Genomic DNA, 25,363 nt, shown 5'->3' on the forward strand with positions numbered 1-25,363 from the left:
TTATTTATCATTACATGTTTTCCCTTTTGAAAAAAACTCATTTACATCTGTCAATAAGCTTATTAGTTCCTTGCTCTTTTCTTCTCCGAGATACTCTACCAGCTGTTTATACTTCTCGATGATTTTCTGATGAATTTCCTTTGTAACTGATTTTCCCTTTTCAGTTAATGTAATTCGAACAACTCTTCCGTCCTTTTGATCGTTGATTCTTTCCACTAATCCCTCTTTCGCTAAAACATTAATCACTTGTGTGACAGATGGCGAAGTTATTTGCAATATGGAACTAATTTCTGATATCGTTATTGCTTTTTCATTCTGATCATTCCTACAGCCAATGACAAATAACATCATGATCTCGCTTCTTTTAAAACCATGAAAAGATTGATTCATATCCTTCAGCTTGTGAAATTGTCTAAATGAATGCAAAAGTTGATGGGCTAATTCCTCCATTCTTTCCTCTCCTCTGTTTATATATTTGGCTACCCTGAAAATAAGCTTCGGAAAACCAACATCATTCTTAGCTCTAACTCCTTCTATCTTCACGCTGAATGAACACTACTTATTTTCATCCCCCTTGATGCGAATTTTTATTAGCATGGGTGGCTCTGTTAAACTTGCCTGTTGATTGCAGCGTAAGGCATTCGCTTTCCACGGGCGATCCGAGAGCCTCCTTGGCGCTGTGCGGAGGTCACTGAAAAAGTGGATGCTATGAAATATAGATAGTGAAAATCAAGCTTTTAGAGGTTTTCGTTCGGTTTTCCGAGGCTTACCACACGCTTTCCGCGGGGCGAGCACCAAGCCTCCTCGTCGCTTTGCTCCTGTGGGGTCTCGTCTTTCTCGCTAATCCCGCAGGAGTCTCACGCCTTCCACTCCAATCAACAAAGTATCAAAATCAACAATTAGCTTTTACACAGCTATATAATTAGGTAAGTAACCTAAGTATATAAGTTGTTAAAATTTCTTGTCAAATAAAAAAGACTGTTTCACCCAAAATTCCGGGCAAAACAATCCTAAAAAAACATCATTACCACAATCACATGACAATATGTGTTAATGGCTGTTTTTGTATATAATTTTTTAAATTATCAATAATTACGTCTCCTATTCTTTCCGCACATTCTTCTGTTGCACCGCCAATATGGCTTGCGCAAATGACATTGTCTAGCTGTGCTAATTCAAGGTTTGGAGGCTCTTTGCTAAATACATCAAGTGCAGCACCCTTTATTTGATTCTCTTTTAAACATTCGATTAGGGCCGCTTCATCAATTAAATCTCCTCTAGATATATTAACTAAATACGCACTTTTTTTCATAAGCGCTAACTTTTGTTTATTTAGTAGATGGTAAGTAGATTTTTTAAGGCTTGTACAAATAACAACATAATCAGATGTACTTAACAGCTCTTCCAATTCAATAAATTGCACACCTAGCTTGGACGCTGTTGCTTCATCTTTATAATTGCCATATGCAACGATATCCATCTCAAATCCAGTTGCTCTTTTTGCTACTTTTTTGCCGATTTCTCCAAAACCAATGATGCCTATCCTTTTCCCTTCTACATCATTTCCCATTAACAGCTTCCATCCGCCGTTTTTTACAATTTCATTTGATTTTGCTAAATTCCTAGCAATACATAATAGTAAACCGAAAGCTAAATCTGCTACAGAGGAAGCATTTTGTCCTGGTGTATTTGTGACGATAATTTCCCGTTTTTCTGCTTCCTCTAAATCAATGCTATCTACACCTGTTCCAAACTTTGATATGTATTTTAACTTCGGAGCAGCCTCCATTACCGTACCATTTATTTTTTCGACACCAGTTACAATCACTTCCGCATCTTGTACATAGTCTAAAATAGAAGCTTTTTTTGTCACAATTGAAGTAACCTCTGCCCCTAATTTCTCTAGCTCCTCCGTAATTTTTTTATTTTCTGTTTCAAATCCATCACTTAAAGATAATAAAACTTTTGTCATTTATGTATTCCTCCCGCTATGGTCTAAAAATCCTTTTTTATTTATTATGATCGAATATCTCACAACAATCATTATAATTTTCAAAAAAATCATATTATTTTTACGGTAAACTAAAAAGAACAATCCATTTTTCCACTTTCTATAGTAAATTCGATCTATATATTCTAAAATTCCCAAACTTTTCTCCCGTTCATTATGTTACAATAAATGACAGGAATAATGACATAAGGAGAGGTAAAATGTCTATTTGGAAAGTAAAAAGCAAAACAAAACATATCCCTTTACAAATAAAAGACGACGAAGCATTAGAATTGAATGGAAAAATACAAGTTGCAGCAGATCAACTAAATGGCGTGATCGAACAAATGAAGCTTGCTGCAAATTCATTAAATAGTACTTCTGAATCAAGTAAAAATAGTACGTTGGAATTAATGAACCAAAGCGAAAAAACCGTCGAATACACCCTGCAAGTATCGGAGAAAATGCGAATAATTGAAGTATCTGCCAGTGAAATTTCAAAAGTATCAACTATCATTCATGAAAACAGCGAAGCTTCATACGAAGAGTTGATGCATTCTTTATCTTCATTAGCTGCACTGCAGGAAAAATATGATTCTTTATTATCCAATCACTATTCTTTATTAAAGCAGATGGAAAGCTTAGTAAATCACTCAAATAATATTAATGACATTCTTTTGAGCATTGGCTCTATTTCCCAACAAACGAGCATCCTATCTTTAAATGCAACGATTGAAGCCGCGAGGGCAGGAGAACACGGCAAAGGTTTTGCGGTAGTTGCCAGCGAAGTAGGAAAACTTGCTAATCAAACGAATGATGCTGTGGAACAAACAAGAAATAATATTTTACAAGTACAAGAAGAAATTTCTATTACTACCGATATGGTTCGAACAGAAACAGAACAAATAGAAACTGGTTCAGGAGAACTGCAGCATATTGGAAACTTATTAGATCATTTTAAAAATAACTTAAATAATATTACTTCCATGGTTTCAAATTCAACCCAAGAAGTGAATGCTCAATCTACAAGTGTGAAAGAGATTGCCAATCTTTTAGAAGAAATCTCTAAAATGACTATTCATAATAAAGAATATGTATCTTAAGTGTTAGAAGATATGGGGCAACAACATAACAATGTGGAAGAAATAATAGAAATCAATGAATTATTACACATAACTTCTAAAGAATTACAAAATATTACAACCGTTACAGATTCGATTTCTTTAACAACAGAACAAAAAGAGCTCATTCATTCCATTCAAACGCAAATTCAAGATAAAATAACGAAATCTACTCTCTCAGAAATGAATGATTCTTATCATATCAAATGGTTGAATAACGTTTTAAAGGAACATACAGAATTAGATGCAATATGGTCAAACAGACTGGATGGAAGCTTCATACACAGTAAACCAAAAGCAATGCTGATTAATGCAAGCATCCGCCAATGGTTTATTGAAGCAAGCAAAGGAAAATCGTTTATTACAAAAGCCTATACATCTGTATTAACAAAACGACCATGCATCACTATTTCTTTCCCAATTACAAAAAAAGGAGAAGTTGGTGGAGTAGTCGGAGTCGATATATCCTTTTAATCAATCGGCATAAAAATAGTAGCGCTGTCCATCATCCAATATTTACCATCAGGTAGAATTTTTGTTTTTGGACAGCACCGTTTCTATTAGGAATTGATTTTTTCACTATGTTTTTATTAATCCATCATTTATTGATAATCCTGTTCACAAGAAACGATACTATTATAGTTTACCTTAGAAGGTAAAGCCCCAATCTTTGTTGCGACCATTCCACCTAATAAATTTCCAAGTTGAACATATCTTTTTAATTCTTCCAGGGAAGTTGGCAATCCTTGTTCATAAATATTATAAAGAATGGCGGCCATAAAAGCATCGCCAGCCCCATTCGTATCTTTTGCTTCAATCGTCTCTCCATTTACTTTTATAGCTTGATGAGAAAGCAGCCCATAGGCCCCTTTTTCTCCCATTGTAATGAAAATAACAGGGATATTATATTGCTCCAGCGCTTTTAGTCCCTCTTCTACTGTTTGCACTTCAAATAAAAATAATAATTCTTCTTCTGATAGTTTTAATACATCCAATGCATGGAAAAACTGTTTTATTGTATTTCTGCATTCTTGCTCACTTTTCCATCTTTGTAATCGTATATTTGCATCAAAACTTACGATAAGTTGATTGGCCTTTGCAAATTTTATTGCTTTTTCTGTTGCTTTTCGTGCTTGCAGATGAAAGAGTGTACCCGATCCAAAATAAAAAATCTTTTTATTTTGAAATGCTTCTACGACAATATCTTCCTCTTTAACTACATCATCAGGTGTATTATTTATATAGGAATGGAAATGTCGCTCTCCTTTATCATCTAAATGAACATAAACACCACATATTTCTTTTTCAGAAGAAAAAACACTATACTTTAAATGTATCGATTCTTTTTCCATTTCTTGTTGGACAAAAAGACTATCTTCATATTTGCCTAATTTCGTTACATAATAACTTTGGATTCCTAAACGGCTTACATGCACCGCAACATTAACCGACGCACCACCTAGTTTCTTTTTAAATTCATCATTATTCCTATTTGTGGAGATATAATCAATAAATGCATCTCCTAATGAAACAATTCCCTGTTTTTTCAATAGTATCTTCCTTTATCATATTTTCTATGAAACTATCATACTAAAATCTCCTCTTATTTACCAAACCATCTTTTTACCAATTATTATTTCTTGAAACTTTCCAACCAATTTTTCCGTTAGAAGGTATGTACTGTATCTAATAATTTTTTATGGCTGTTTTCTAAAAGTTTGTTGTTTTTGAATAAAACAATAAACATGGTTGAAGCACTGAGCAGCCTGAATACATGTAGACTCCTGCGGGGAATGCGAGAAAGACGAGACCCCACAGGAGCGTATGCGACGAGGAGGCTCGGCACTCGTCCGCGGAAAGCGAAGTGTATTCAGGCTGCGGGGTAAATAACAACAATCTATACGAAAAGAGCCTTTTTTATTCACTTTTTAAAAAAAAATGGGAGTGTTTCTTTTGAATTAAATTTGTTATGATATGGTAGGACATATCTGCACGAAACAGTAAATATAAATAATAAAAACTATAAGAGAATCAATAGGAGTGAATAGATTGAACGATTTATGGAATATCATTGTTGCCATTATTTTAGGTATTGTAGAAGGGCTGACAGAGTTTGCCCCAGTTTCCTCGACAGGTCATATGATTATTGTCGATGACTTATTATTAAAATCAAAAGAAATTTTTTCGGAAGAAGTAGCCAATACATTTAAAGTAGTCATTCAGCTGGGCTCTATTTTAGCCGTTGTTATTTTATTTAAAGACCGTTTTTTAAATCTTTTAGGCCTGAAAAAAGACATTAATGGACAAAAAATAATAGGACATAAATTAAGCTTAGTGCAAATCTTTATTGGCTTGCTTCCAGCTGGGATACTAGGTGTCTTATTTGAAGACTATATTGATGAACATCTATTTACGATACATACAGTCGTATATGCGTTAATTGGCGGCGCTATTTTAATGATTATCGCTGATTTTGCACAAAAAAGAAGAGTAGCATCTGTTGAAACAGTCGACAAAATCACCAATAAACAAGCATTTTTAATCGGACTTTTCCAGTGTATTGCCTTATGGCCAGGATTTTCCCGCTCCGGGTCCACTATTTCTGGCGGGGTATTACTAGGGTTAAGCCACCGTGCCGCTGCTGACTTTACGTTTATTATGGCAGTTCCGATTATGGCTGGAGCAAGCTTTATATCATTACTGAAACACTGGGAATCTATCACAATGGATACACTGCCATTTTTTATTGCAGGCTTTATCAGTGCTTTTATCTTTGCCATCATCTCTATTCGTTTCTTTCTGAAACTAATAGACAAAATCAAATTATTCCCATTTGCGATTTATCGAATTGTACTAGCTGTTATCATTATTCTTGTCTTTTTTTAATTTCTATACTAATAAGAAAAGCGGAAGCGCCTTGATCAGCTCTGAAGAAAAATGTTCACATGACTCAAAAAGTGCTTTTTACTTTTAGAGGCATGGGGTTATTTTTCACAAGAGCTAGGCGCTGGAGCTAAACACTAAACTAGGTTCGAAATTTTATACTTTCTTATCTTATAAGAAAAGCGGAAGCGCCCTTGCTCATCGACAGAAAAAGCTGAGGTCCACAGGATGTGGATTACACAATCGTTGCCACAGGACGTGGCGGTTTTAGATTGTGTACCTTTCAGAGATAAAGGAAACACGAAGAGCTTAGCGATTCGATGTTGACTTATCGTAGACGAGGTGAGGGAAGCGTTGAAGTCGATAGGGCGCTGGGGCTAGACACCCATCAGACTTCAGAAAACTTATACTTTCTTATCTTTTGAAAAAAGTCATCCTATTTACATAAAGGGATGGCTTTTTATTTATCGATATTTTGCATAGTTATAAAGACTCATTTTGAAAATATTAGAAAAATGAACAAGAATTTTCTTCCCATAATAACATTATTTTGGTAACATCCTTAAAGTAGCAAAAATGCAAGGAGTTAACAAAAATGACTGTTGTACTAGAAAACAATGATTCTGATACTTTATTAACTTATATTAATACATTACGACAAGATTTAATTGAAGTTGGCTTAGATCATGGGCTTACAAGTAGAGAAACGATTCAACTGAGCCAAAAACTAGATTATTATCTTAACCAATATCAACAAATTATTTACAATAAATAATTTTAGGAATGTAATTCCTAGCTATTATTATTTTTTCCTATTCTCCTTTGAGGACCATTTTTCACTTGGAGTATATCTAGCAGGAAAATAAAAACTGGTATACCGACGATTAATCCCCATATACCAAAAAAATGTTCTGAAAAAATAAGGACAATAAACGTAAAAAATACTGGCAAATCTGTCTTAGAAGACATTAGTTTTGGATTTAATATATACGCTTCTATCCCGTGAATGATCATAATAAGAATAACAATCGTCATTACTTGTGTTATTCCACCTACTGTATAAGCAATTGTAGCTAATGGAATTAAAGAAAGGATAACCCCTGCAACTGGAATAAGCCCAAGAAAAAAAATAATAATAGCAATCCCAAATAATTGTGGAAACCCCAAAAAATACAATGCCAAAGTAGTAAAAGTACAATTAAATAGAGCAATAATAAATTGCGCCTCTATTACTTTTCCGAAAGTTCCCACAAACTTTTTTCCAAAATACATAAATTCATCATAAATCACCGCAATTCTACTATTGCTAAAATGATGAGAAAACCGTTTTAACTTTTCCTTTTCCAATATAAAAATAAAACTTAATACCATTGCCAAAAAAAACTGCAAACTTATTTCCCCTACCCCTGTAAAATATTGGAATAAAAAAGAAAAGCCTTGTTGTAAATAAGTAGAGATATGATAGTTTCGAATGATATGTACGAGATAATTAAAGACAATATTTTCATGCGTATTCGTATAAAAATCAATGATTTGTTTAATAAGCTGTATAATTTCGGTCAATATAATCGGTAAATACAAACTGATTCCAACAATTAATATTCCTATAACAAGCAAATATAAAAGGATAGCGATGATAGAACGTTTGATTGGAATTCTACTTGCGAAAATAGTCACAAATCGATCCATTAAAAAAGAAAAAATCACGGTAAATAAAATAAGATTAATCATATCTTGTACGGCATAAAGCGTAAATGCAAATAAAACAAGAATTAGAAACCGTTTCAAATCCTTGTTAAGCACAAACCTAGAAAAATAATCCATTTAAAAGACTCCTGACCATTGGTGAATAGCTTCTTCTGTTATGTGTGTTCCATTTATAATCCTTTTACTACCATTATTTACGAATATGGAAAAAATAACAAGATATATTTTATTAAATTCTATCCTTATCCTATAAAAAAGGCATCACGTCTCCAAATAAGTTTTGGAGCGGATGCTTTTTTTTACTTCACTTCATATAAATATACACGCCAATATCCTTTTTTTGTTTCAAATGTTTTACGAAACTCTAAATTCGTTTCCTTCGCATTTTCAATCGGAACAGCTGACAGTACAAAACGTCCTCCCATTTTTTTCAGCTGATCTGTATTTAGATTTAAGTCGTGAATAACTTTCTTTGAGTTTTTGGAGAATTGATAATGTTTTCCTAATTCATCGACAAAGATATAACATCTTCCTCCCCAATAATCGAAGTATTCACGAAGCGCTTTATTTTTGTTTAATTCAGGCTCGATTATTTTTCGGAACTCCAGTTTATACCGCAAAGGATACATATTGCTGTAAGAATCAATTGTATAAAAGCCATTATATTGGGCGACATCAGGATGCATGCCAATGCTGACTACTCGATATTGATCCATTGGAAGACCAATATAGTTTTTTATTTGCGTAAATTCTTCTTTTGCAAAGTATTGACCATAGCTTGGCTGTTTGCTGTATTTCACTTCTTCGTTATTTGGCACTAATACGAGCAACTGAAGAAAAACAAGTACATAGACGACTTTTTTTCCTAGACTCCCCATCTTCCATATCATTTTTAAAGACAGCGCAAATAAAACATAAATGATCATCGGTCTTAAATAGTGAAATCTAGCAAAATTAAAGGTTGTTAAAATACTAATTCGCTCTTTTAATGGCTGCCAGCCTTCAAAAAACCAAAATGCATACCAAGTGGATAGCAGAATGTTGAGTAGATGAAGCCAAAGAAATAGCTTATGCTCCTTCCATGTTTTTTTCCATAACACGATAACGAAGCAGAAAAGAGTTAGCGGGAGAATGATATACGTATGAATCGTTCTATCTTGATTATGACTAATCACATAGTTTTTTCCAATCAATCTAATTGTCTCCCACAACGTTAGTTTCGACTGGTAAAAAACATTTCGGTTGGTTAATTCTTGGGCTGGTGTAATCATCGATGCTACTAATCGGTAATCAATTAATAAATAAATAAGCAGCATATATAAAATGGATAAGAAAAAAGCCATATTCCATTTTTTTGTTTTGATTACATCATATAGCCATACACATCCAATTGCGGCAAGAAAATAAAAGAATCCGATGACAAATGTCGAGAAAAAAGGCAAAACAGTTAATACGATGTAATTTTTCCAATGCCGATCCCCGTTGCGAATATTAAGGAAACTCCAAAGTGCCAATGGCATTCCAAGAATACTTAACATGCCTGACGGCCAATAAGGAGTTAATGCAAAAGTAAGGGCTGCCCCAATTATAATAAAAGAAAACCCCTTCTCTTTTACCACATATTTTTTCAAAAGGAAATACATTCCTAAAAAAGCAATAAATCTTGTGATTGCTTGACTGATACCATATGCAATGACAGGCGGAAATAGTTGAAATAAAAAAACCATCGCATAATACTCAGAATAAAAAGTATCTCTCGAAAAGTTGCCGTTCATAATTTGTTCCATTGGTGTATTTAAAGGTGCAAATAACTGGCCGCTGTCCTTTAAAACTTGATACCAGCCTAAGTTAGAATCTAAATTATCATGCATTCGCATATGAGCATGTTCATTTAACAAAAAATAGGGGGCTACCCATAATGAAATAATAATAAGTGCACTAATTATATAAATTTTTTCTTTTTTTCCTTGTTGATCAATCATTATTAACTCCTTGGTTCTTGCTTGTATTTATGTGGAAATACAATATATTTTTGTCCTAAATAGTTAAGAATGGTATATAATCCACTTCCAAATAATACCGCAATTTCTTCTGTATAACCCGCTGGTATTGCAAGCATTTTCACTATTTCTTCTACTATTTCTAAACCAATTTTATAAGCAGAGATATAGGATAGAATAATCACAATGGCAAAACGAATACTGCTCCCCATAAAGGGAGCTTTGCTTTGAAAGGTAAATCGTTTATTTAAAAAATAACTCACGCAGGCTCCAAGACAATTTCCAATAATCGTAGAAGTCCAGTAGTTTAATTGTAAGAAGCTTAAACAAGTATACGTAATCGATAAGCCAACTAAAGTATTTATGACACCAATAAAAAGAAATTTAATAAAAGGATGCTGCAACATTATGCATGTACCTTTGTCTTAGGTTTTTCTTCGGTGCGTTTAGGACATAAATTATGTTCAATAATATAGCGAGGACGTTGCTTTACTTCTTCATATATTTTTCCAATATATTCTCCTATTAGGCCAATACTCATTAATAAAAGGCCTCCGATCAACCAAATGGAAATCATTAATGAAGCCCATCCAGATTCTGTATCGCCCATAAATTTTTCAATCAGAACATAAGCCCCAGCAATAAAACTAATAAAAAAAGATAAAAATCCAATAATGGTGATAAAACGGATTGGTTTCACACTAAAAGAAGTTAAACCGTCAAATGCAAACGCAAGCATTTTCGCCAGTGGATATTTGGATTCGCCTGCTTCACGTGCTTTTCGTTCATAATAAACTTTTGTCGATTTAAACCCTAATAAAGGAACTATGCCTCTTAAAAATAGATTCGTTTCTTGAAAACGCAGCATTTCCGTTAAAGCACGTTTACTTAATAAACGATAATCAGCATGATTGTAAACAAGTGACAAGCCTAACTTGCCCATCAGCTTGTAAAAGCCTTCGGCAGTGGTTCTTTTGAAAAAACTATCGGTTTCTCGTTTGCTTCTTACTCCATACACCACATCAAAACCGTTCAAATATTGTATTACAAACTCTTTTATTACGGTTGTATCATCTTGAAGGTCCGCATCAATGCTAATCACACAATCAGAAAATTTTGCAGCTTCTTCCAAACCGGATAACAGTGCTTTTTGATGCCCAAAATTTCTGGAAAGCTTTATCCCACTTACATAAGAATCTAAGCGACAAGCCGCTTCAATTTTTTCCCATGTGGAATCTTTGCTGCCGTCATCAATAAATAATAACTGGCTTTTTTCACTAACTAAATCTTCGTCGATTAAGTTATGCAGCACATCCTTTAAATGAGCATACGTGGTGTCAAATACTTCTTCTTCGTTATAGCATGGTACTGCAATCGTTAAAACTGTTTCATTCATATTAAAGACCTACCCTCTTCTAACTAAATACATGTATTTTATCTCGGAAAAACATAACTAACTATAGGATCTACTATTTCTTCCATAACAACTTGTATTAAAGAATTTTCCAAGTTTTTCACTTAATGGTTTATTTTTCAACAAGACTCTTTTTGTATAGATTGTTGTTATTTAACCCACAGCCTGAATACACTTCGCTTTCCGCGGGGCGAGCGCCGAGCCGCTTCGTCGTTTCACTCCTGCTTTCTTCTCGCCTGTCTCGCTAATCCCGCAGGAGTCTACGTGTATTCAGGCTGCTCAGTAATTCTATAAGGTTTTTCAACTTATTAAAAAGCAACAAACTTTTAGAAAACAGCCTTCAACAAAAAGTTGCCAGTTGGAATTTTCTTCATTATCGGGGATTATTGTAACATACATTATAAACATTTGATAAATATTTATTAAATTATCGATGTTTTAATAAGGGAAAAACCTAAAGCGATTAGAAAAGAATCTCCATCGTTTTAGGTTTCTTTTGTTAACGCTTTTTTTGTATAGATTGTGTTATTTAACCCGCAGCCATGTTTATTATTATTTTATTCAAAAACAACAAACTTTTAGAAAACAACCTTTGTTAAAGATGAGCTTAGGAAATTCCCCTCATTGCTTTATTTCTTTAGCTACAATATTTACAAACTCTTTTTCCCTCTATAAATTTCCAATTAATTTGGTCTTTTATACGGCCACCAGTTGGCTTCTCCAAAATTCTTCACCATTACTGGTATAAACAAAGGCAAAATGACAAAAGCGTACAATGCTAACCCTGCTAAAACAATGCTGGCGATTTGCAGTAAGGACAGCATACCAGATGGCATCATTGCTCCAAATGTACCGCCTAAAATGATTGCAGCAGAAATAATGACGGTGCCCATTTTTTTCATCGCTTCTAACATTGCCTCTGCAACTGATAGACCACGATACTCATTAAAACGATCCATTAAAAAGATGCTGTAATCAACGCCTAATGCTACTAATATTACAAATCCAAAGAAAGGAACAACCCAACTAATCCCTGAATATCCTAATAGTTTGACATAGATTGCTTCATTTATTCCCATTGCAGTATAAAAGGATAGGATCAAAGATCCAATTATATATGCAGGCATAATAATCGAACGGAATAAAAAGACCAGTATAACAGAAATCCCCAGCAGCATGAAGACAACTGTACGAGAATAGTCTTCATGCGAAATTGTCCGTAAATCAGCATTTGTACTCGTTATGCCACCAATCGCCACCTCTGCATTTTCCAATTTCGTTCCTTTTGTCACTCTGCTCACTGCATCTTTTAATTCATCTACCTGATTAATTGCTTCATTTGAATAAGGATTAGCAGCAAAGATAACATCCAAAGTCATTATTTTACGATCTTTAGACATATACGTATTGATAGATTCGGCAAAATCGTTGCTTTCCAGTACTTCCTGTGGTATATAAAAGCTGTCTTTATTATGCTGAGATAAACCAGATAAATAATTTGTTGCCGAACCTATTCCTCCCGATACTTTATCTAAACCTTCCACACTTTGATTCAGTCCATCAGATAATTGCTTGATTTGACCGTCTATATTACTAAATCCATTTAATAATTGTTTTTGACCATCATTAATGCTGCTTAAACCATTGGTTAATTTGGGCATAATGGAAACAATTTTACCTTGACCATCTGCTAGTTGGTTTAATCCTTTTTGCTGTGCTTCAATTCCTTCGATTAATTGTTCTAATCCGGTTCCGAGTAATGCTTGATTTTTCACTACTTCAGCGTATATGCTATTTCCCTGCTTTATTCCTGTTTGCAATTGATTTTGCAATTGAGATAAACTAGTATTTAACCCTGTAATACCCTGTACCACTTGTGGCAATTGAGGTTGTGTGGTTAACAATGCATTTTTTATTACTTGATATGCCTGTTCCTCATCGAGTCCATTATATTTTTGTTCTAAGTAGCCAAAAGATTCGCTTGGTATTTGATTGATGTCACCCGACAGTTCTTCTAATTTCGCTCCTATTTTTTGATTCTGAGTTATAATGTTGAATAAATTTGTATCGATTTCCTCATAGCCTGGCTGCAAGTTTTGATGTGTTGCCAATAATTTTTCAGCGCCAGTTTTTGCATCTTCTAACACTTGAATAATCTGTTCAGATTTAGCTGAACCTTGACGGATTCCATCTTCAATTTTCATTAAATTGGTTTGAATTTCTGTTAAACCTGATTGAATGCCGGAAGTACCGCTTATTAAATCATTTATGCCTTTTGAAGTATTAGTTAATTTGGGTTCAAATTTAGAGAGCTCACTGCCTGAATAATGAAGGCCATTACTAATTTTATCTAATCCTTGTTTTCCTTTCTCAAGCCCTTCTTCTAAACTTTGTGCTTGTGTTCCTACATATAATTTTTCAATTGGTTCTCCTGTAGGATGTGTAACAGAACGCACTTTATCTACATGCTCTAACTTTGCTAATTCTTTGTTTAAATTTTCAGCTAATCCTATGTATTCTATTGAATCCATTTTTTCATCATTTTTTATTACAATTGTGGAAGGGTTCGATTTTCCAGGTCCAAAGCTATCTGCTATTGCATTAAATGCATTAATAGAAGAAACTTTATCACTAATTTCATCCAATGAGTTGAAAGAAAGTTTTCCATCATATGTCATGAGAAAAGGTACACAAATTACCGCCACAATCAGTAAAGTAAGAAGCGGTCTAGTTAAGGAAAATTTTCCTGTGATTGCCCAGATTTTACTGTCCTCATGTTTTGTACTGGACTTAGACGGCCAAAATATGTTCGGACCAAGAACAAACATAAAAAACGGCACCAATGTAAACAAGGCGATTAATAATAACGCTACCCCGACAGCAACAGCAGAAGCAGACTGGTATAGCTTAAATTTTGAAAATCCGATAGCTGCAAATCCAATCATAACGGCCATGCTGCTGAAAAAAACCGTTCGACCAGCGGTTTTGTATGTTTCCAATATTGCTTCAACTATACTTTCTCGATGGGAAAATTCTTCTTTAAAACGGGATAATAAAAGAATACAATAATCTGTTCCAATTCCAAATAACACTGCTACTAAAAATATTTGTGTATAATTTGAAATGGGAAAATTACATTTATCGACAAGAATAGCAACAATCGATTGAGATGCTAAATAAGAAACACCAACGGTAATTAATGGTATAAGCGGTGCAATAATAGACCGGAAAATGATCAATAATACCGCTAGAATAAATATAACCGTAATACCTTCCGTTTTCTTTAACCCTTCTTGGAAGCCTTTGGTTATATCGCGATTAATCATCCAATTACTCGTATAGTAATGTTCCACATCGTAACCTTTAATTGCAGCATATAATGCATCACTTACTTCATCTCGATCTCTATCATTCCAACTAAAGGACAGCAATACTAAGATTGTTTTTCCATCTTTTGAAAAAAGCTGATCTTTTAAATTTTCATCTATGAAATGGGAATGTATTTCTGTAATGCCTAATTGTTTTTTATCACCTTCTAATTTATGTAACGCCTTTTTCGCCTCAGCTATTTCCTTGTTCGTTAACTTTTTATCATCTTGAAAAACAAGGGCGACTGTTGATTGATCACCAATATTCTTTTGCTTTTGTATTTCCTTTATTATGTTTCTTGCTTGTGCAGAACTATAATTATTAGGAATACTTAATTGTCCTTTTTCTCTTACTAAATCAGCAATATTTGGCGCTAGAAAAAATAAACCTATAATAACAACAAGCCATGCAAAGGGAATAAACCATCTCCCTTTTAAAATAGTATTCACTCTGTCTCCTCCTCTACTATTTCTTAGTTTTCTACAATTAATTTATCCTCATAGGTAGTTAAAAAAATGTTAATTCTGTTTCATCGAATGGATTAGTAATGGATTCTTATAACGATGTATTCTTTCTTCCATCTTTTTAAAAACAGAATATCCTTTCTCTGTAATCGTTAAATAGACTACACTCGTTCTTTATAACGAACTTAAAATATCACCAGTTTCCAATCTAATCAGGTTTTCCAGTTTCCTATTAACAAAAATTTAATATATTCATAACGATCTACTATTATCTTTAATTTTCTGATTTTAACTTTTTTCCTTTTTACTGTCAATTATAAATTCATTTTTTCACTTATTTGTCATAAATCGATATGTATCTTTTATACTAAGCATATATAAAAAGGAATCGAAAAGATGAATAAAGATTGTCGTTTCACTACAATAGGAAAACGTTTTCTACTATCATGTCTATGCTATAATGGGGAAAAACAGGATATTTTGGAGGAATTATGGAGAAATTTGAAATGAAAAATACTTTAATGGAAGCCTTAGGAATTGAAATTAAAGAAGTAAAAAAGGATGGTACATGTATTGCTACCATGCCGGTTGACTCTCGCACGAAACAGCCTTTTGGCTATTTGCATGGAGGAGCATCTGTTGCGTTGGCAGAAACAGTTGCAAGCCTTGGTGCTGCTAGTCTGGTAGATTTACAGACACAGGCTGTTTTCGGTCAAGAAATTAACGCTAATCATATTGCTTCCAAAAAAGACGGAATGGTGACAGCCATTGCAACGGTTATTCATCAAGGCAGAACTAGTATGGTATATGAAACGAAAATTATTGATGAAGATGAAAAATTAATCAGCATTTCTCGCTGTACGATTGCAGTTGTCACGAAGAGAAAATAAAATGAAACTTCCTTCAGGAGGAAAAAGTCTAGCAAACAAATTTTGTTCATTTATTACCTAACAGAAGCAAAGGACGTGTACGTATTGTTTGAAAATCGTGATGATCAAAATCTAAAAAGCGACATGCGTCGCAGCAGTCTGCGTGCTGATTGTGAGAACTGCTTCGGCTTATGCTGTGTTGCACTGCCCTTCGCCGCTTCTGCAGATTTTGCAATCGATAAAGACGCTTGCAAACCTTGTCCCAATTTACAATTAGATTTCCGGTGCGGCATTCACAAAAGCCTCAGACAGCAAGGTTATAAAGGTTGTACAGTTTTCGACTGTTTCGGTGCAGGTCAAAAGGTTTCTAAAGTTACTTTCGAAGGAGTTGACTGGAGGGAAAGTGCAGAAACGGCAAAAAAAATGTTTGATCTGTTCCCCATTATGCAACAACTTCATGAGATGCTCTGGTATCTTGCCGAAGCACTAACTTTAAAAGCATCTCGTTCCATTCATAAAGAACTTAGCTTCGTACTTGACGAGACAGAACGACTTACTCAACTTAGTCCCGATTCTCTCATGGAATTAAATGTTCCATCACATCGTGCAGAGGTAAATGCTCTGCTTTTAAAAACAAGTGAACTTGTACGGGCCGAGTCCCATCGCCAAAATAATAGTTATAAAAAAAGCAAAAAAACGGACCATAGAGGAGCGGATCTTATCGGGAAAAATCTTAAAGGGGCGAACCTTAAAGGAGCTAACTTAAGAGGAGCATATCTTATTGCAGCAGACCTCCGAGACGCAGATTTGAGAATGGCCGATCTTATTGGGGCTGATTTCCGAGACGCAGACTTAAGGGGAGCGGATCTCACTGAGAGTATTTTTCTCACCCAAGTTCAAATTAACTCAGCAAAGGGCGATGCACGCATAAAATTACCGCACTTGCTTTCTCGCCCAACACATTGGTCTAGGTGAGCATAAAAGCGTAAGTGACTGGAAACTGTCCAATAGAAGGGGTTTCATTTAGTAGAAGGAAAAGAAAAAGCTGACTCTAAAAAGTCGTTATTAACGACCTTTTGAGACAGCCTCTTCCCTAGTTTTCTTCTTAATTACTACTGTAAACCCTTGCTTCATATGGCTTTAATGACAAACTATTAACAGCAGGATGCTCCTCTACCTCATAGTTTGCAAGCAATAAATTTCTTGAATGCAGCTCTACTTCCTGACTATTAAATACGGCCTCAGATGAAGTCATATTCACTATTACTACGATTTTTTCATCATCTAATGTTCTTGTATAGGAAAATACTTCCTCATTTTCTTCATCGATTAAATCAAATGTTCCATACGTTAAAATTGGTCCAGATTTCTTTAATTCGATCATCTTTTTAAAATAATGATAAATGGAATAAGGATTCTGTTTTTGATTTTCTACATTTATGTCTATATAATTTGGATTTACCCCCATCCATGGAGCAACCGTAGAAAAACCAGCATACGGCTCACTTGACCACTGCATCGGTGTACGCGAATTATCACGGCTGGAAGACCAAATAATTTCCATTATTTCTTGGTGAGAAAGTCCTTCTTTTTGTTTTAGTTGATATAAATTTTTTGTTGCTACATCATCATATTCTTCAATTGTCGGAAACTGGACATTTGTCATGCCGATTTCCTGTCCTTGATAAATAAAAGGAGTTCCTTGCATAAAAAAGTACATCGTTGCTAAAGCTTTTGCACTTTCTTTCCAATACTCTTTATCATCTCCCCATGTGGATACGCTTCGAGTTTGGTCATGGTTTTCAATAAACAGGGCATTCCATCCTTTATTCTCAAGACCCTTTTGCCATTTATTTAAGACTTTTTTTAATTTTAATACATCTACTTTTTTCTTTTTATCTGCATCCCATAAATATAGGTGTTCAAATTGGAAAGCCATATTAAATTTCCCTTTTGTTTCACCTACCCATAATTCTGCTTCTTCGACTTTTACACCGTTGGCTTCCCCGACAGTCATAATGTCATATTTAGCGAATGTTTCCTTTTTCAACTCTTCCAAATATGGCTGAATTCCCTCTACATTCATATGTTTATCAAAGGAGGGGACATACTCTAGTTCTTCTGGATTTTCCATATCTTCGAGTCCATCTTCTTTTTTAATATGACTGATGGCATCAACTCTAAAGCCATCGATACCTTTATCCAGCCACCAATTAATCATTGTATATAACGCTTTTCTGACCTCTTCATTTTCCCAATTTAAATCCGGCTGTTTTTTCGAAAAAATATGTAAAAAGTATTGCTCCGTTTTTTCATCGTATTTCCATGCGGATCCGCCAAAAATACTTTCCCAATTGTTTGGCTCTTTGCCATTTTTTCCGTCTCTCCATATGTACCAATCTCTTTTTGCATTTTCTTTGGAAGAACGGGATTCAATAAACCAAGGATGTTCATCACTCGTATGATTAATTACTAAATCAATAATCAGCTTCATCCCTCTTTGATGAACTTCATTCAGCAATTGATCAAAATCCTCCATTGTTCCGAAGTCTGGCATTATATCTTGATAGTCGCTAATATCATAGCCATTATCATCATTTGGAGATTTATACATTGGACAAATCCAAATACAATCAATTCCTAATTCCTTTAAATAATCTAATTTTGAAATGATACCTTGTAAATCACCGATTCCGTCTCCATTCGAATCCATAAAACTTCTTGGATAAATTTGATAAGCAACTGCTTCTTTCCACCATTTTTGTGTTTCCATTCAAGATTTCCTCCTCTATTTTCTCAAGATTTTACTTCTCATAAAATATTTGGAATAGGGGAACAAGATTTTCTTTCCACCATTTTTGCAGGGATAATCATTTTTTTAGGCAGAGAATCAGAATTTTTCATATTATCTATTAAGCAATCAGCTGCTTCTATACCAAGCTGATAAATATTTATATCGATGGAAGTTAAAGAAGGCTTTATATGCTTAGCGACAATAATATTATTAAACCCAACAATTGATATATCTTCAGGAACAGATATATTCCATTCCTCTGCATAGCTAATCAGCTCAATTGCTACAAAATCGTCTGCAACTACTAGTGCTGTTGGAGGCACATCTTTTTGCAGCAGCTGCTGAAATTGCTTTTTAGCATTCACTTTCATCTCTTTATCATAAATAATAATCGATTCATCAAATGGAATATTTGCCTGCTCTAGTGCTTGTCTATACCCTTCTAAACGGTCAATTGTAAACACCATTTCCATATTAGCCCCTACAAATGCAATATGTTGATGCCCCATATTAATTAAGTATTCCGTAATTTGTTTTGTAATGGAAATATTATCGTTGTCGACATAGGTGATTTGTTCTGCATTGCTATATGGTCTTCCTATCACCGCAAAGGGAAATTTCACTTTTACTAAATAATCCATTACTTTATCATTCTTTTTACTGTACAAAAGGATAATGCCATCCACTCTCTTACCTTGTACCATTTGCACAACTTCTTGATAAATCTCCTCTTCTTCTGCGCCTGTTGTTAAATAAATTCCATACTTATTCTCACGGGCTTTTAAACTAATTCCTCGAATTACTTCTGGAAAAAAAGGATTTTCAAGCATCGATTCAGCAGAGTGAGGCATCACAATCCCAATGGCATTCGCTGATTTCACAACGAGACTTCTTGCTTGCAAGTTCGGATGGTACCCCAATTTTTCCATCGCTTCCCGAACTTTTCTTTTTGTTTCTTCACTTATTTTTGGATGGTTAGCAAGTACTCTGGAAACAGTTGATGGAGACACATTCGCCTCTTTGCCAACATCTTTGATTGTAATTGCCAAAACGCCCCTCTTCCTTTCGTTATCACTAAATGAAAATGTTGTTAAACCTTCCTATAATTCATATAAAAGGGATGTTTCCTATTATTTTGTTATATGTTTTCAAACACCAGTGCAAACGATTGCACTTAACGATATAAAAAATAATACCACAGGTCTATTAAATGAACAATATGCTGGTGTCTATTATTCACTATTCAAACAAGGTTTTCTTTTTCTTTTCGTCATGCATAAAAGTAGACATAAGGCATGATATTCAATTATATTTTGTTTATAGTTTTTTAGAAAGGAAGTGCTCTCATTGGCATCACTAAAAGGAAAAACAGCGCTTATTACTGGCGCAGGCAGAGGCATCGGCCGTGCAACTGCCATCGCACTTGCACAGGAAGGTGTTAATCTTGGTTTAGTTGGTTTAACTTTATCTAATTTAGAAAAAGTGGCAGAAGAAGTGAAACAATATGGCGTTTCTGTTTCGATTGCAACTGCAGATGTAGCAGACAATGCTTCTGTTATAGATGCTGTAAACCATATTACCTCTGAATTAAAACAAATTGATATATTAATCAACAGTGCTGGTATTGCGAAATTCGGCGGTTTCCTAGATCTTGCTACAGAAGAATGGGAAAATATTATCAAAGTGAATCTTCTTGGTACATACTATGTGACAAAAGCCGTTTTACCAGGCATGATCGAAAGAAAAGCGGGAGATATCATTAATATTTCCTCTACTGCAGGACAAAAAGGTGCGCCTGTAACTAGTGCGTACAGCGCCTCTAAATTTGCTGTACTAGGATTAACCGAATCGCTTATGTTAGAAGTGAGAAAACATAATATACGTGTAACTGCGTTAACACCAAGTACAGTTGCTACAGATATGGCTATCGATATAAATTTAACAGACGGCAATCCTGAGAAAGTTATGCAGCCAGAAGACTTAGCAGAATTAATGGTCGCACAATTAAAATTAAATCCACGCGTCTTTATTAAAACTGCTGGTATGTGGTCAACGAATCCGTAAACAGGCTAATAAAAAAAGGACATATAAGCATTCTTTTTAAGAAAAGAAGGCTATATGTCTTTTTATTGAAAATTACTAGAATTCTAGTTGCTGTCTTGTGTTGAAAAATATGGTAAAACTTCTTGCCCTAATTCATGAATTACTTCTTCCGCAGGTCTATTGCTATCGAATAATGCGAAGAATAGATGATTTACGCCTATTTCCTTATAGATATTTAATAGATCAATTAAAGCGTTTCTCCCAACCCGGAATCCAAGTCGTATAGGAGTTGGTCCTTCGTTTGGATCTTCCGATAAATCTAAATGCATTGGCTGCGTGAATGGCTTAAACACGCCTGGATGATAATGATCTACTAACTGTCTCCACTTTTTGATCGATTCTGCTTGTAGATGCGGACTCCGAGGATAATACATCCAGCCATCTCCATTTTCAGCAAACCAACTCATATCTTGCTGACTGTACCCAGTAATCATTGTAGGAATTTTTTTCGTTGGCTTAGGTACTAGATTTGCACCTGCAACTCCTCCTAATGATGAAGTAATCATAGGAAATTCTTTGTATAAGAGCTGATTGAGGTATTCAAAAGCTTCAACGAATCTTTTTCCTCTATTTTCGTGAGAGATCCCTAGTCCTAAAAAATCTGCTCTTCGATCACCAGACGATACACCCATAATGAGTCTTTCCGGAAACAAATTTTCTATCGTAGCTATCTCTTTTGCTACACGCAAAGGATGACGAAGTGACAGCACAACAGCGGATGTTCCTAATGCAATTTCTTTCGTCTTGCTTGCAAGATACGTTAAATAAATAAGCATATCATATATTTGTCCTGTTGCCGGATCCCCAAAAGAGGGATCTTGCAGCAGAACATCACGGAACCAAAGACTTGAGAAGCCATAGTTTTCTGCAAGTTGTGCTAGTTCGACCTGCTTCTCCATGGTAGGCGTTTGAAATTGATAATTCTCTAACGGTATATGCAAGCCAAGTGTTAGCTCAGCTTCTTTATACATTCGATTGAATGCTCGGTGTTCTTGTAAAAAATTCATTTCTTCCACTCCCTTCTTCTTTGTTTAAGCGCTATTAATGCACCTAAAAAAGAACCAATTGTAACAACTAATGATAAAATTAATTTATTTTTATTTAGCGATTGTTTTTTCATCATTTCTAGCATTTCTTCACGATTGTTCATTTAAAAGCTCCTTTAATTCAGGTTTCGTTTTTCCAAGGGCTGGTGTTCCTCCTTTTTTCTCTCTTGAATCTATAGCAATTGAGTCCATCAAACTCCGCCTTGTAATAGTAAATAATTATTCATGGACAACGTGATCAGGCGCCGTTCAAATTTTCATCACACTGCCTTTATGAATGTTATTATGTCGCATACAAAACAAAAAGAAAAGTACGTACTTTTTAGTAGTATAGGAACTAAAAAGTATCTATAGTTGTTGGAAGAGATTAGCTTGAATTTAAAGATTGAAGAAAATGCAGTACAATGGTTTAAGGAAGTGGCTGAATTGAAAAAAGGCGAAACTGTCCGTTTAATGATCAGCTATGAAGAAGAAGCAATAAACAGATCCTATTACCCCGGTTTTTCGTTAAAATTTCTTGTAGAAGTGCCCAACCTTCTTGTTACACATTTTAAGAAAGACGGCATCCTTTTTATATTGAGATTTCCGATGATGCCATTTTTCAAGAAAAATCATTAGATATTAAATATGACCCTATACATGACGATATATTTTTTGAAATGCAAGATATGAAATGATTGTCGTTTTTTCTAAAAAAGGAAGCGGCATACAAAAAAAGTGCCTGTTCTATAAGTTTCTTAAAAAGCTTATAGAATAGACACTTTTTGCAAAGAGTTAACTCTAGGAAGAGTATATTTATTTATGCTGACAACAAATCTGTTTATCTCTATCAATGTCCCTCACAACCGCATATTCATTACCCCACTGACACATTGTGTTTAAGACTGGTACGAATGATTTGCCTAACTCCGTTAAACTGTATTCTACTTTTGGCGGCACTTCGTTAAATACCTCTCTTCGGACAAGACCATCTCTTTCCAACTGCTTTAGTTGATCTGTTAAGACTTTTTGGGTAATTCCCGGTATTAATTCATAAAATTCTTTTGTCCTGATTGATTTTTGACTCAAGAAATAAAGGATTAAACATTTCCACTTTCCACCTACAATATTCATGAAAATATTGATGCCAGTATTATGACTAACCATATCCTGTTCCTCCTAAATAGGCACCTAAAAGTGGTTATACCACATTATTGTGCGTTATTTTCTTATTAATTATTGCCTACTATACTTTTAGGTGCAACAAATAAAACCTTGGGAGTGGATATCATGAGTGTAAAAAACATTTTAGAAAAAAGACGTTCCGTTAGACATTATGACCCAAATTATAAAATTAGTTCGGAAATTCTAACATCCTTAATTGAAAGTGCAAGCAAGTCGCCTAATGGAAATAATATTCAAGCAACTCGATACTTAATCATTGAAGATCCAACTTTACGAGAATTATTATTGCCTATCGCTTTTAATCAGCAGCAAGTTGTAGAAGCTTCTACTTTAATCGTTATGCTGGGTGATTATCAAGCTTTTAATGAAGATAATATTATTACAATACATGAGCAAGAGTTTCAAGCAGGTTTTTTTGATGAATCATTAAAAGATTTTCTAACGAATGCTGCAATCAATTACTATGCAGCTAAATCAAAGGATGATTTAAAGCTTGAATTAACTAGAGACGTCAGTCTCGCTTCCATGTCATTAATTTTATTAGCAAATGAAGCAGGTTTTGAAACAATCACTATGTCCGGTTATGATTCTAACCAACTAAGAGCGGCCTTAAATATTTCGGAAAGGTATTTAGACGTTATGCTTATCGCTATTGGGAAAGGGATTAAAGCTGGTCATCAAACGGTAAGACATGATGTGGATAAAGTGATTTATAAAGATAAGATATAAGTTGATTAAAAGTTTATAAGCACTGCAACTCTCAGGCTGTCAACAAACTTACCTTGAATCAGCCTGAAAAGTTTGCAGATTTAACTTGATCTGTACTTAAAAGGAAAGGATTTTTCTGTTTAAATGAAATGGAACTAAAATTCCAAAGAAAGAGCCTAACCAGCTTTCGTTGTTATATATTTTAATTTAAGTTTAAAGGAACTTTAAATACTACACCATCTAATGTTATTACTAAAGTATTTTTGTTATTTTTAATTTCTTTTTCACTGAAAGAAAAAACTAGATTCCCTTCTATCTTTCCTTTATTAGAATGATTAAAATTTATTATATTCTGCTTTTTATGGTACTCAACATCTGAAGGCAATGCCTCATATGGAGTTATATCACTATCTGTTTCGCTTTCAATAACAAAGTTAGTATGGTCTACTTTATTAGACCCTGTATTCATAGATATATCTACTAATATAGCTTTATGTCCTTCATCAAAGGTTAAATCCATATTCTCTCCATTTTCCACCAACAATAATTTGTTATATATCTTTGTTCCTTTTACTGTCAATGCATTTTCTTCATACTTTAATTTCTCATTTACCTTTCCACTAACAGTTTCATCACCACACCCTGCTAATACAATTGTAAATAATAATACCATTAAAAGCCCTGCAATTTTTTTCATTGAACTCTCCTTTATTATTGTATTTTATTTTAAAGTTACCAAAAAAACTACTATATGGATATATAGGAATATTTAGTAACCTTATATTCTTCATTTTTTATCATACCTTTTCATTTGATAATATTCACCATAATAATTAACGCTTGATTTTATTTTTAAGGCGTTTTTAATCGTAAAAGGATCATTGTAAGGAAAATCGGCTTTTTCGATTGAATTAGCTCCTTTAACATTAAAAATACTTGCGTTTTGCAAATAATAAAATATAATAATATTAAATTAACAGTATTTGGAGTAAGGAAAGTGATTATCATGATTATTAATAACTCCGGGAATTTATCGGTTGAATATTTTCATTCTTACTTTCAATTAATCATGAATACATTTGAAATGGAAATTGAAGAAGTAAAATATTATATCATAACTCAATTCTTCCAAGGAGAATTATGTTCTAGGGGAGAAAAAACAAAACGTAATTTTCAGGTTGCCTACAAACAATTGGTAAATAATAAGTAAAGTATGAAATGAGGTTATTAAAATGGAGAATCTACGAGAAATTTTACAGAAAACAATGAGAGGATTTGGATTGCTAGATAAAAACTGCTGTTCTATAGGAACTACTGAAATATCCCTTGTTCAGAGTCACATCTTATACGAAATTGATAAAAGGCATCACCCCTCCATGCAGGAAGTATCAGAAATATTAGGCATTGATCTTACAACTTTCAGCAGACAAATTCAAACCTTAATTAAATTGGAATTGGTGGAGAAAAGACAGTCCCTTCAAGACAAGAGGGTTTATGAACTCCATTTAACCACTCAAGGGAGAATAATCGCTGCATCAATTGATTCGCAAATGAACCAGTACCTAGATGAAGTATTTTCCTACATGACTGATTTTGAAAAAGAAACGGTTATTCGTTCCTTAATCTTACTTAATAAATCCATGGCTAAAAGTAAAATGTGCTGTAAACCTGTTCAATAAACAAGTATCTACTTGCTTTTCAAATAAACATAAACTTGCATTTTGCAACTAA

The 25,363-nt window shown here is 34.1% G+C and carries 25 protein-coding genes; 11 read left to right on the plus strand and 14 right to left on the minus strand.

Features of this window, described 5'->3' with window-relative positions:
• Together ACTYA4_RS03765 and ACTYA4_RS03770 are read right to left on the minus strand one after the other, a co-directional pair.
• Window positions 1-450 carry a MarR family winged helix-turn-helix transcriptional regulator gene (locus ACTYA4_RS03765; RefSeq protein ID WP_443480266.1) on the minus strand — a complete coding sequence of 150 codons (450 nt, stop codon included), beginning with the start codon at window positions 448-450 and terminating at the stop codon, window positions 1-3.
• Between the two features lie 583 nt (window positions 451-1,033).
• Window positions 1,034-1,972 carry an NAD(P)-dependent oxidoreductase gene (locus tag ACTYA4_RS03770; RefSeq protein WP_443480267.1) on the minus strand — a complete coding sequence of 313 codons (939 nt, stop codon included), beginning with the start codon at window positions 1,970-1,972 and terminating at the stop codon, window positions 1,034-1,036.
• Window positions 1,973-2,211: 239 nt separating this feature from the next.
• Here ACTYA4_RS03770 and ACTYA4_RS03775 point away from each other — a divergent pair, with 239 nt between their 5' ends.
• Window positions 2,212-3,093 (plus strand): methyl-accepting chemotaxis protein, encoded by an 882-nt coding sequence (locus ACTYA4_RS03775; protein WP_443480268.1) that lies wholly within the window; start codon window positions 2,212-2,214, stop codon window positions 3,091-3,093.
• A 12-nt stretch (window positions 3,094-3,105) separates the two neighbouring features.
• Entirely contained in the window at window positions 3,106-3,585 is a 480-nt protein-coding gene (locus ACTYA4_RS03780; protein WP_443480269.1) for a PDC sensor domain-containing protein, read from the plus strand.
• Window positions 3,586-3,713: 128 nt separating this feature from the next.
• Here ACTYA4_RS03780 and ACTYA4_RS03785 read toward each other — a convergent pair whose 3' ends face one another.
• Window positions 3,714-4,661, minus strand: a complete 948-nt coding sequence (locus tag ACTYA4_RS03785) for a carbohydrate kinase family protein (protein ID WP_443480270.1) — start codon at window positions 4,659-4,661, stop codon at window positions 3,714-3,716.
• Between the two features lie 499 nt (window positions 4,662-5,160).
• On the opposite strand from ACTYA4_RS03785, the gene ACTYA4_RS03790 reads away from it, so the two are divergent.
• Window positions 5,161-5,997, plus strand: coding sequence for an undecaprenyl-diphosphate phosphatase (locus ACTYA4_RS03790; protein ID WP_443480271.1), 837 nt, complete (start codon window positions 5,161-5,163; stop codon window positions 5,995-5,997).
• 592 nt (window positions 5,998-6,589) lie between these two features.
• Window positions 6,590-6,769, plus strand: a complete 180-nt coding sequence (locus ACTYA4_RS03795; protein ID WP_443480272.1) for a Spo0E family sporulation regulatory protein-aspartic acid phosphatase — start codon at window positions 6,590-6,592, stop codon at window positions 6,767-6,769.
• Between the two features lie 17 nt (window positions 6,770-6,786).
• Here ACTYA4_RS03795 and ACTYA4_RS03800 read toward each other — a convergent pair whose 3' ends face one another.
• The 5 genes from ACTYA4_RS03800 to ACTYA4_RS03820 form a co-directional block, all read right to left on the minus strand.
• Window positions 6,787-7,818 carry an AI-2E family transporter gene (locus ACTYA4_RS03800; protein WP_445505520.1) on the minus strand — a complete coding sequence of 344 codons (1,032 nt, stop codon included), beginning with the start codon at window positions 7,816-7,818 and terminating at the stop codon, window positions 6,787-6,789.
• Window positions 7,819-8,000: 182 nt separating this feature from the next.
• Entirely contained in the window at window positions 8,001-9,683 is a 1,683-nt protein-coding gene (locus ACTYA4_RS03805) for a DUF6044 family protein (protein ID WP_443480274.1), read from the minus strand.
• 2 nt (window positions 9,684-9,685) lie between these two features.
• Window positions 9,686-10,108, minus strand: coding sequence for a GtrA family protein (locus ACTYA4_RS03810; protein WP_443480275.1), 423 nt, complete (start codon window positions 10,106-10,108; stop codon window positions 9,686-9,688).
• Window positions 10,108-11,097, minus strand: a complete 990-nt coding sequence (locus tag ACTYA4_RS03815) for a glycosyltransferase family 2 protein (protein WP_443480276.1) — start codon at window positions 11,095-11,097, stop codon at window positions 10,108-10,110. Before ACTYA4_RS03815 ends, ACTYA4_RS03810 begins: the two co-directional genes overlap by 1 nt.
• 701 nt (window positions 11,098-11,798) lie before the next feature.
• Window positions 11,799-14,933: an MMPL family transporter gene (locus tag ACTYA4_RS03820; protein ID WP_443480277.1), complete on the minus strand. Its 3,135-nt coding sequence runs from the start codon at window positions 14,931-14,933 to the stop codon at window positions 11,799-11,801.
• Between the two features lie 506 nt (window positions 14,934-15,439).
• Between ACTYA4_RS03820 and ACTYA4_RS03825 the strand changes: the two genes are divergently transcribed.
• Window positions 15,440-15,838, plus strand: a complete 399-nt coding sequence (locus ACTYA4_RS03825) for a hotdog fold thioesterase (RefSeq protein ID WP_443480278.1) — start codon at window positions 15,440-15,442, stop codon at window positions 15,836-15,838.
• Window positions 15,839-15,961: 123 nt separating this feature from the next.
• Window positions 15,962-16,792 carry a pentapeptide repeat-containing protein gene (locus ACTYA4_RS03830; RefSeq protein WP_443480434.1) on the plus strand — a complete coding sequence of 277 codons (831 nt, stop codon included), beginning with the start codon at window positions 15,962-15,964 and terminating at the stop codon, window positions 16,790-16,792.
• Between the two features lie 130 nt (window positions 16,793-16,922).
• Here the strand turns inward: ACTYA4_RS03830 and ACTYA4_RS03835 are convergent, their stop codons facing one another.
• Window positions 16,923-18,590 carry a glycoside hydrolase family 13 protein gene (locus ACTYA4_RS03835; RefSeq protein WP_443480279.1) on the minus strand — a complete coding sequence of 556 codons (1,668 nt, stop codon included), beginning with the start codon at window positions 18,588-18,590 and terminating at the stop codon, window positions 16,923-16,925.
• A gap of 38 nt (window positions 18,591-18,628) precedes the next feature.
• On the minus strand, window positions 18,629-19,660 hold the full coding sequence (locus ACTYA4_RS03840; protein ID WP_443480280.1) for a LacI family DNA-binding transcriptional regulator: 1,032 nt from the start codon (window positions 19,658-19,660) through the stop codon (window positions 18,629-18,631).
• A 298-nt stretch (window positions 19,661-19,958) separates the two neighbouring features.
• Between ACTYA4_RS03840 and ACTYA4_RS03845 the strand changes: the two genes are divergently transcribed.
• Window positions 19,959-20,675, plus strand: a complete 717-nt coding sequence (locus ACTYA4_RS03845; protein ID WP_443480281.1) for a 3-ketoacyl-ACP reductase — start codon at window positions 19,959-19,961, stop codon at window positions 20,673-20,675.
• 83 nt (window positions 20,676-20,758) lie between these two features.
• Here ACTYA4_RS03845 and ACTYA4_RS03850 read toward each other — a convergent pair whose 3' ends face one another.
• On the minus strand, window positions 20,759-21,721 hold the full coding sequence (locus ACTYA4_RS03850) for an LLM class oxidoreductase (protein WP_443480282.1): 963 nt from the start codon (window positions 21,719-21,721) through the stop codon (window positions 20,759-20,761).
• Window positions 21,718-21,864 carry a hypothetical protein gene (locus ACTYA4_RS03855; protein WP_443480283.1) on the minus strand — a complete coding sequence of 49 codons (147 nt, stop codon included), beginning with the start codon at window positions 21,862-21,864 and terminating at the stop codon, window positions 21,718-21,720. The genes ACTYA4_RS03850 and ACTYA4_RS03855 overlap by 4 nt, the downstream gene beginning before the upstream one ends.
• Window positions 21,865-22,132: 268 nt before the next feature.
• Between ACTYA4_RS03855 and ACTYA4_RS03860 the strand changes: the two genes are divergently transcribed.
• On the plus strand, window positions 22,133-22,378 hold the full coding sequence (locus ACTYA4_RS03860) for a HesB/YadR/YfhF family protein (protein ID WP_443480284.1): 246 nt from the start codon (window positions 22,133-22,135) through the stop codon (window positions 22,376-22,378).
• 177 nt (window positions 22,379-22,555) lie between these two features.
• Here the strand turns inward: ACTYA4_RS03860 and ACTYA4_RS03865 are convergent, their stop codons facing one another.
• The gene (locus tag ACTYA4_RS03865; RefSeq protein ID WP_443480285.1) at window positions 22,556-22,906 is read right to left on the minus strand and encodes a winged helix-turn-helix transcriptional regulator; all 351 of its coding nucleotides are present in this window, start codon (window positions 22,904-22,906) and stop codon (window positions 22,556-22,558) included.
• A 123-nt stretch (window positions 22,907-23,029) separates the two neighbouring features.
• Between ACTYA4_RS03865 and ACTYA4_RS03870 the strand changes: the two genes are divergently transcribed.
• Window positions 23,030-23,653 carry a nitroreductase family protein gene (locus ACTYA4_RS03870; RefSeq protein WP_443480286.1) on the plus strand — a complete coding sequence of 208 codons (624 nt, stop codon included), beginning with the start codon at window positions 23,030-23,032 and terminating at the stop codon, window positions 23,651-23,653.
• Between the two features lie 181 nt (window positions 23,654-23,834).
• Here ACTYA4_RS03870 and ACTYA4_RS03875 read toward each other — a convergent pair whose 3' ends face one another.
• Window positions 23,835-24,329, minus strand: coding sequence for a hypothetical protein (locus ACTYA4_RS03875; protein WP_443480287.1), 495 nt, complete (start codon window positions 24,327-24,329; stop codon window positions 23,835-23,837).
• A gap of 309 nt (window positions 24,330-24,638) precedes the next feature.
• Here ACTYA4_RS03875 and ACTYA4_RS03880 point away from each other — a divergent pair, with 309 nt between their 5' ends.
• Together ACTYA4_RS03880 and ACTYA4_RS03885 are read left to right on the plus strand one after the other, a co-directional pair.
• A complete protein-coding gene (locus ACTYA4_RS03880; protein ID WP_443480435.1) occupies window positions 24,639-24,842 on the plus strand; it encodes a hypothetical protein in 204 nt (67 codons plus the stop codon).
• Between the two features lie 22 nt (window positions 24,843-24,864).
• A complete protein-coding gene (locus tag ACTYA4_RS03885) occupies window positions 24,865-25,311 on the plus strand; it encodes a MarR family winged helix-turn-helix transcriptional regulator (RefSeq protein ID WP_443480288.1) in 447 nt (148 codons plus the stop codon).
• The last annotated feature ends 52 nt before the right edge of the window (window positions 25,312-25,363 follow it).

The sequence above is a fragment of the Niallia yueguangensis genome (assembly GCF_052663115.1).

Coding starts and splice junctions, on each gene's coding strand:
- ACTYA4_RS03765 (WP_443480266.1), bottom strand. CDS start 450: ATGGAGGAATTAGCCCATCAACTTTTGCATTCATTTAGACAATTTCAC.
- ACTYA4_RS03770 (WP_443480267.1), bottom strand. CDS start 1,972: ATGACAAAAGTTTTATTATCTTTAAGTGATGGATTTGAAACAGAAAAT.
- ACTYA4_RS03775 (WP_443480268.1), top strand. CDS start 2,212: ATGTCTATTTGGAAAGTAAAAAGCAAAACAAAACATATCCCTTTACAA.
- ACTYA4_RS03780 (WP_443480269.1), top strand. CDS start 3,106: ATGGGGCAACAACATAACAATGTGGAAGAAATAATAGAAATCAATGAA.
- ACTYA4_RS03795 (WP_443480272.1), top strand. CDS start 6,590: ATGACTGTTGTACTAGAAAACAATGATTCTGATACTTTATTAACTTAT.
- ACTYA4_RS03800 (WP_445505520.1), bottom strand. CDS start 7,818: ATGGATTATTTTTCTAGGTTTGTGCTTAACAAGGATTTGAAACGGTTT.
- ACTYA4_RS03805 (WP_443480274.1), bottom strand. CDS start 9,683: ATGATTGATCAACAAGGAAAAAAAGAAAAAATTTATATAATTAGTGCA.
- ACTYA4_RS03810 (WP_443480275.1), bottom strand. CDS start 10,108: ATGTTGCAGCATCCTTTTATTAAATTTCTTTTTATTGGTGTCATAAAT.
- ACTYA4_RS03815 (WP_443480276.1), bottom strand. CDS start 11,097: ATGAATGAAACAGTTTTAACGATTGCAGTACCATGCTATAACGAAGAA.
- ACTYA4_RS03825 (WP_443480278.1), top strand. CDS start 15,440: ATGGAGAAATTTGAAATGAAAAATACTTTAATGGAAGCCTTAGGAATT.
- ACTYA4_RS03830 (WP_443480434.1), top strand. CDS start 15,962: ATGCGTCGCAGCAGTCTGCGTGCTGATTGTGAGAACTGCTTCGGCTTA.
- ACTYA4_RS03835 (WP_443480279.1), bottom strand. CDS start 18,590: ATGGAAACACAAAAATGGTGGAAAGAAGCAGTTGCTTATCAAATTTAT.
- ACTYA4_RS03850 (WP_443480282.1), bottom strand. CDS start 21,721: ATGAATTTTTTACAAGAACACCGAGCATTCAATCGAATGTATAAAGAA.
- ACTYA4_RS03855 (WP_443480283.1), bottom strand. CDS start 21,864: ATGAACAATCGTGAAGAAATGCTAGAAATGATGAAAAAACAATCGCTA.
- ACTYA4_RS03865 (WP_443480285.1), bottom strand. CDS start 22,906: ATGGTTAGTCATAATACTGGCATCAATATTTTCATGAATATTGTAGGT.
- ACTYA4_RS03870 (WP_443480286.1), top strand. CDS start 23,030: ATGAGTGTAAAAAACATTTTAGAAAAAAGACGTTCCGTTAGACATTAT.
- ACTYA4_RS03875 (WP_443480287.1), bottom strand. CDS start 24,329: ATGAAAAAAATTGCAGGGCTTTTAATGGTATTATTATTTACAATTGTA.
- ACTYA4_RS03880 (WP_443480435.1), top strand. CDS start 24,639: ATGATTATTAATAACTCCGGGAATTTATCGGTTGAATATTTTCATTCT.
- ACTYA4_RS03885 (WP_443480288.1), top strand. CDS start 24,865: ATGGAGAATCTACGAGAAATTTTACAGAAAACAATGAGAGGATTTGGA.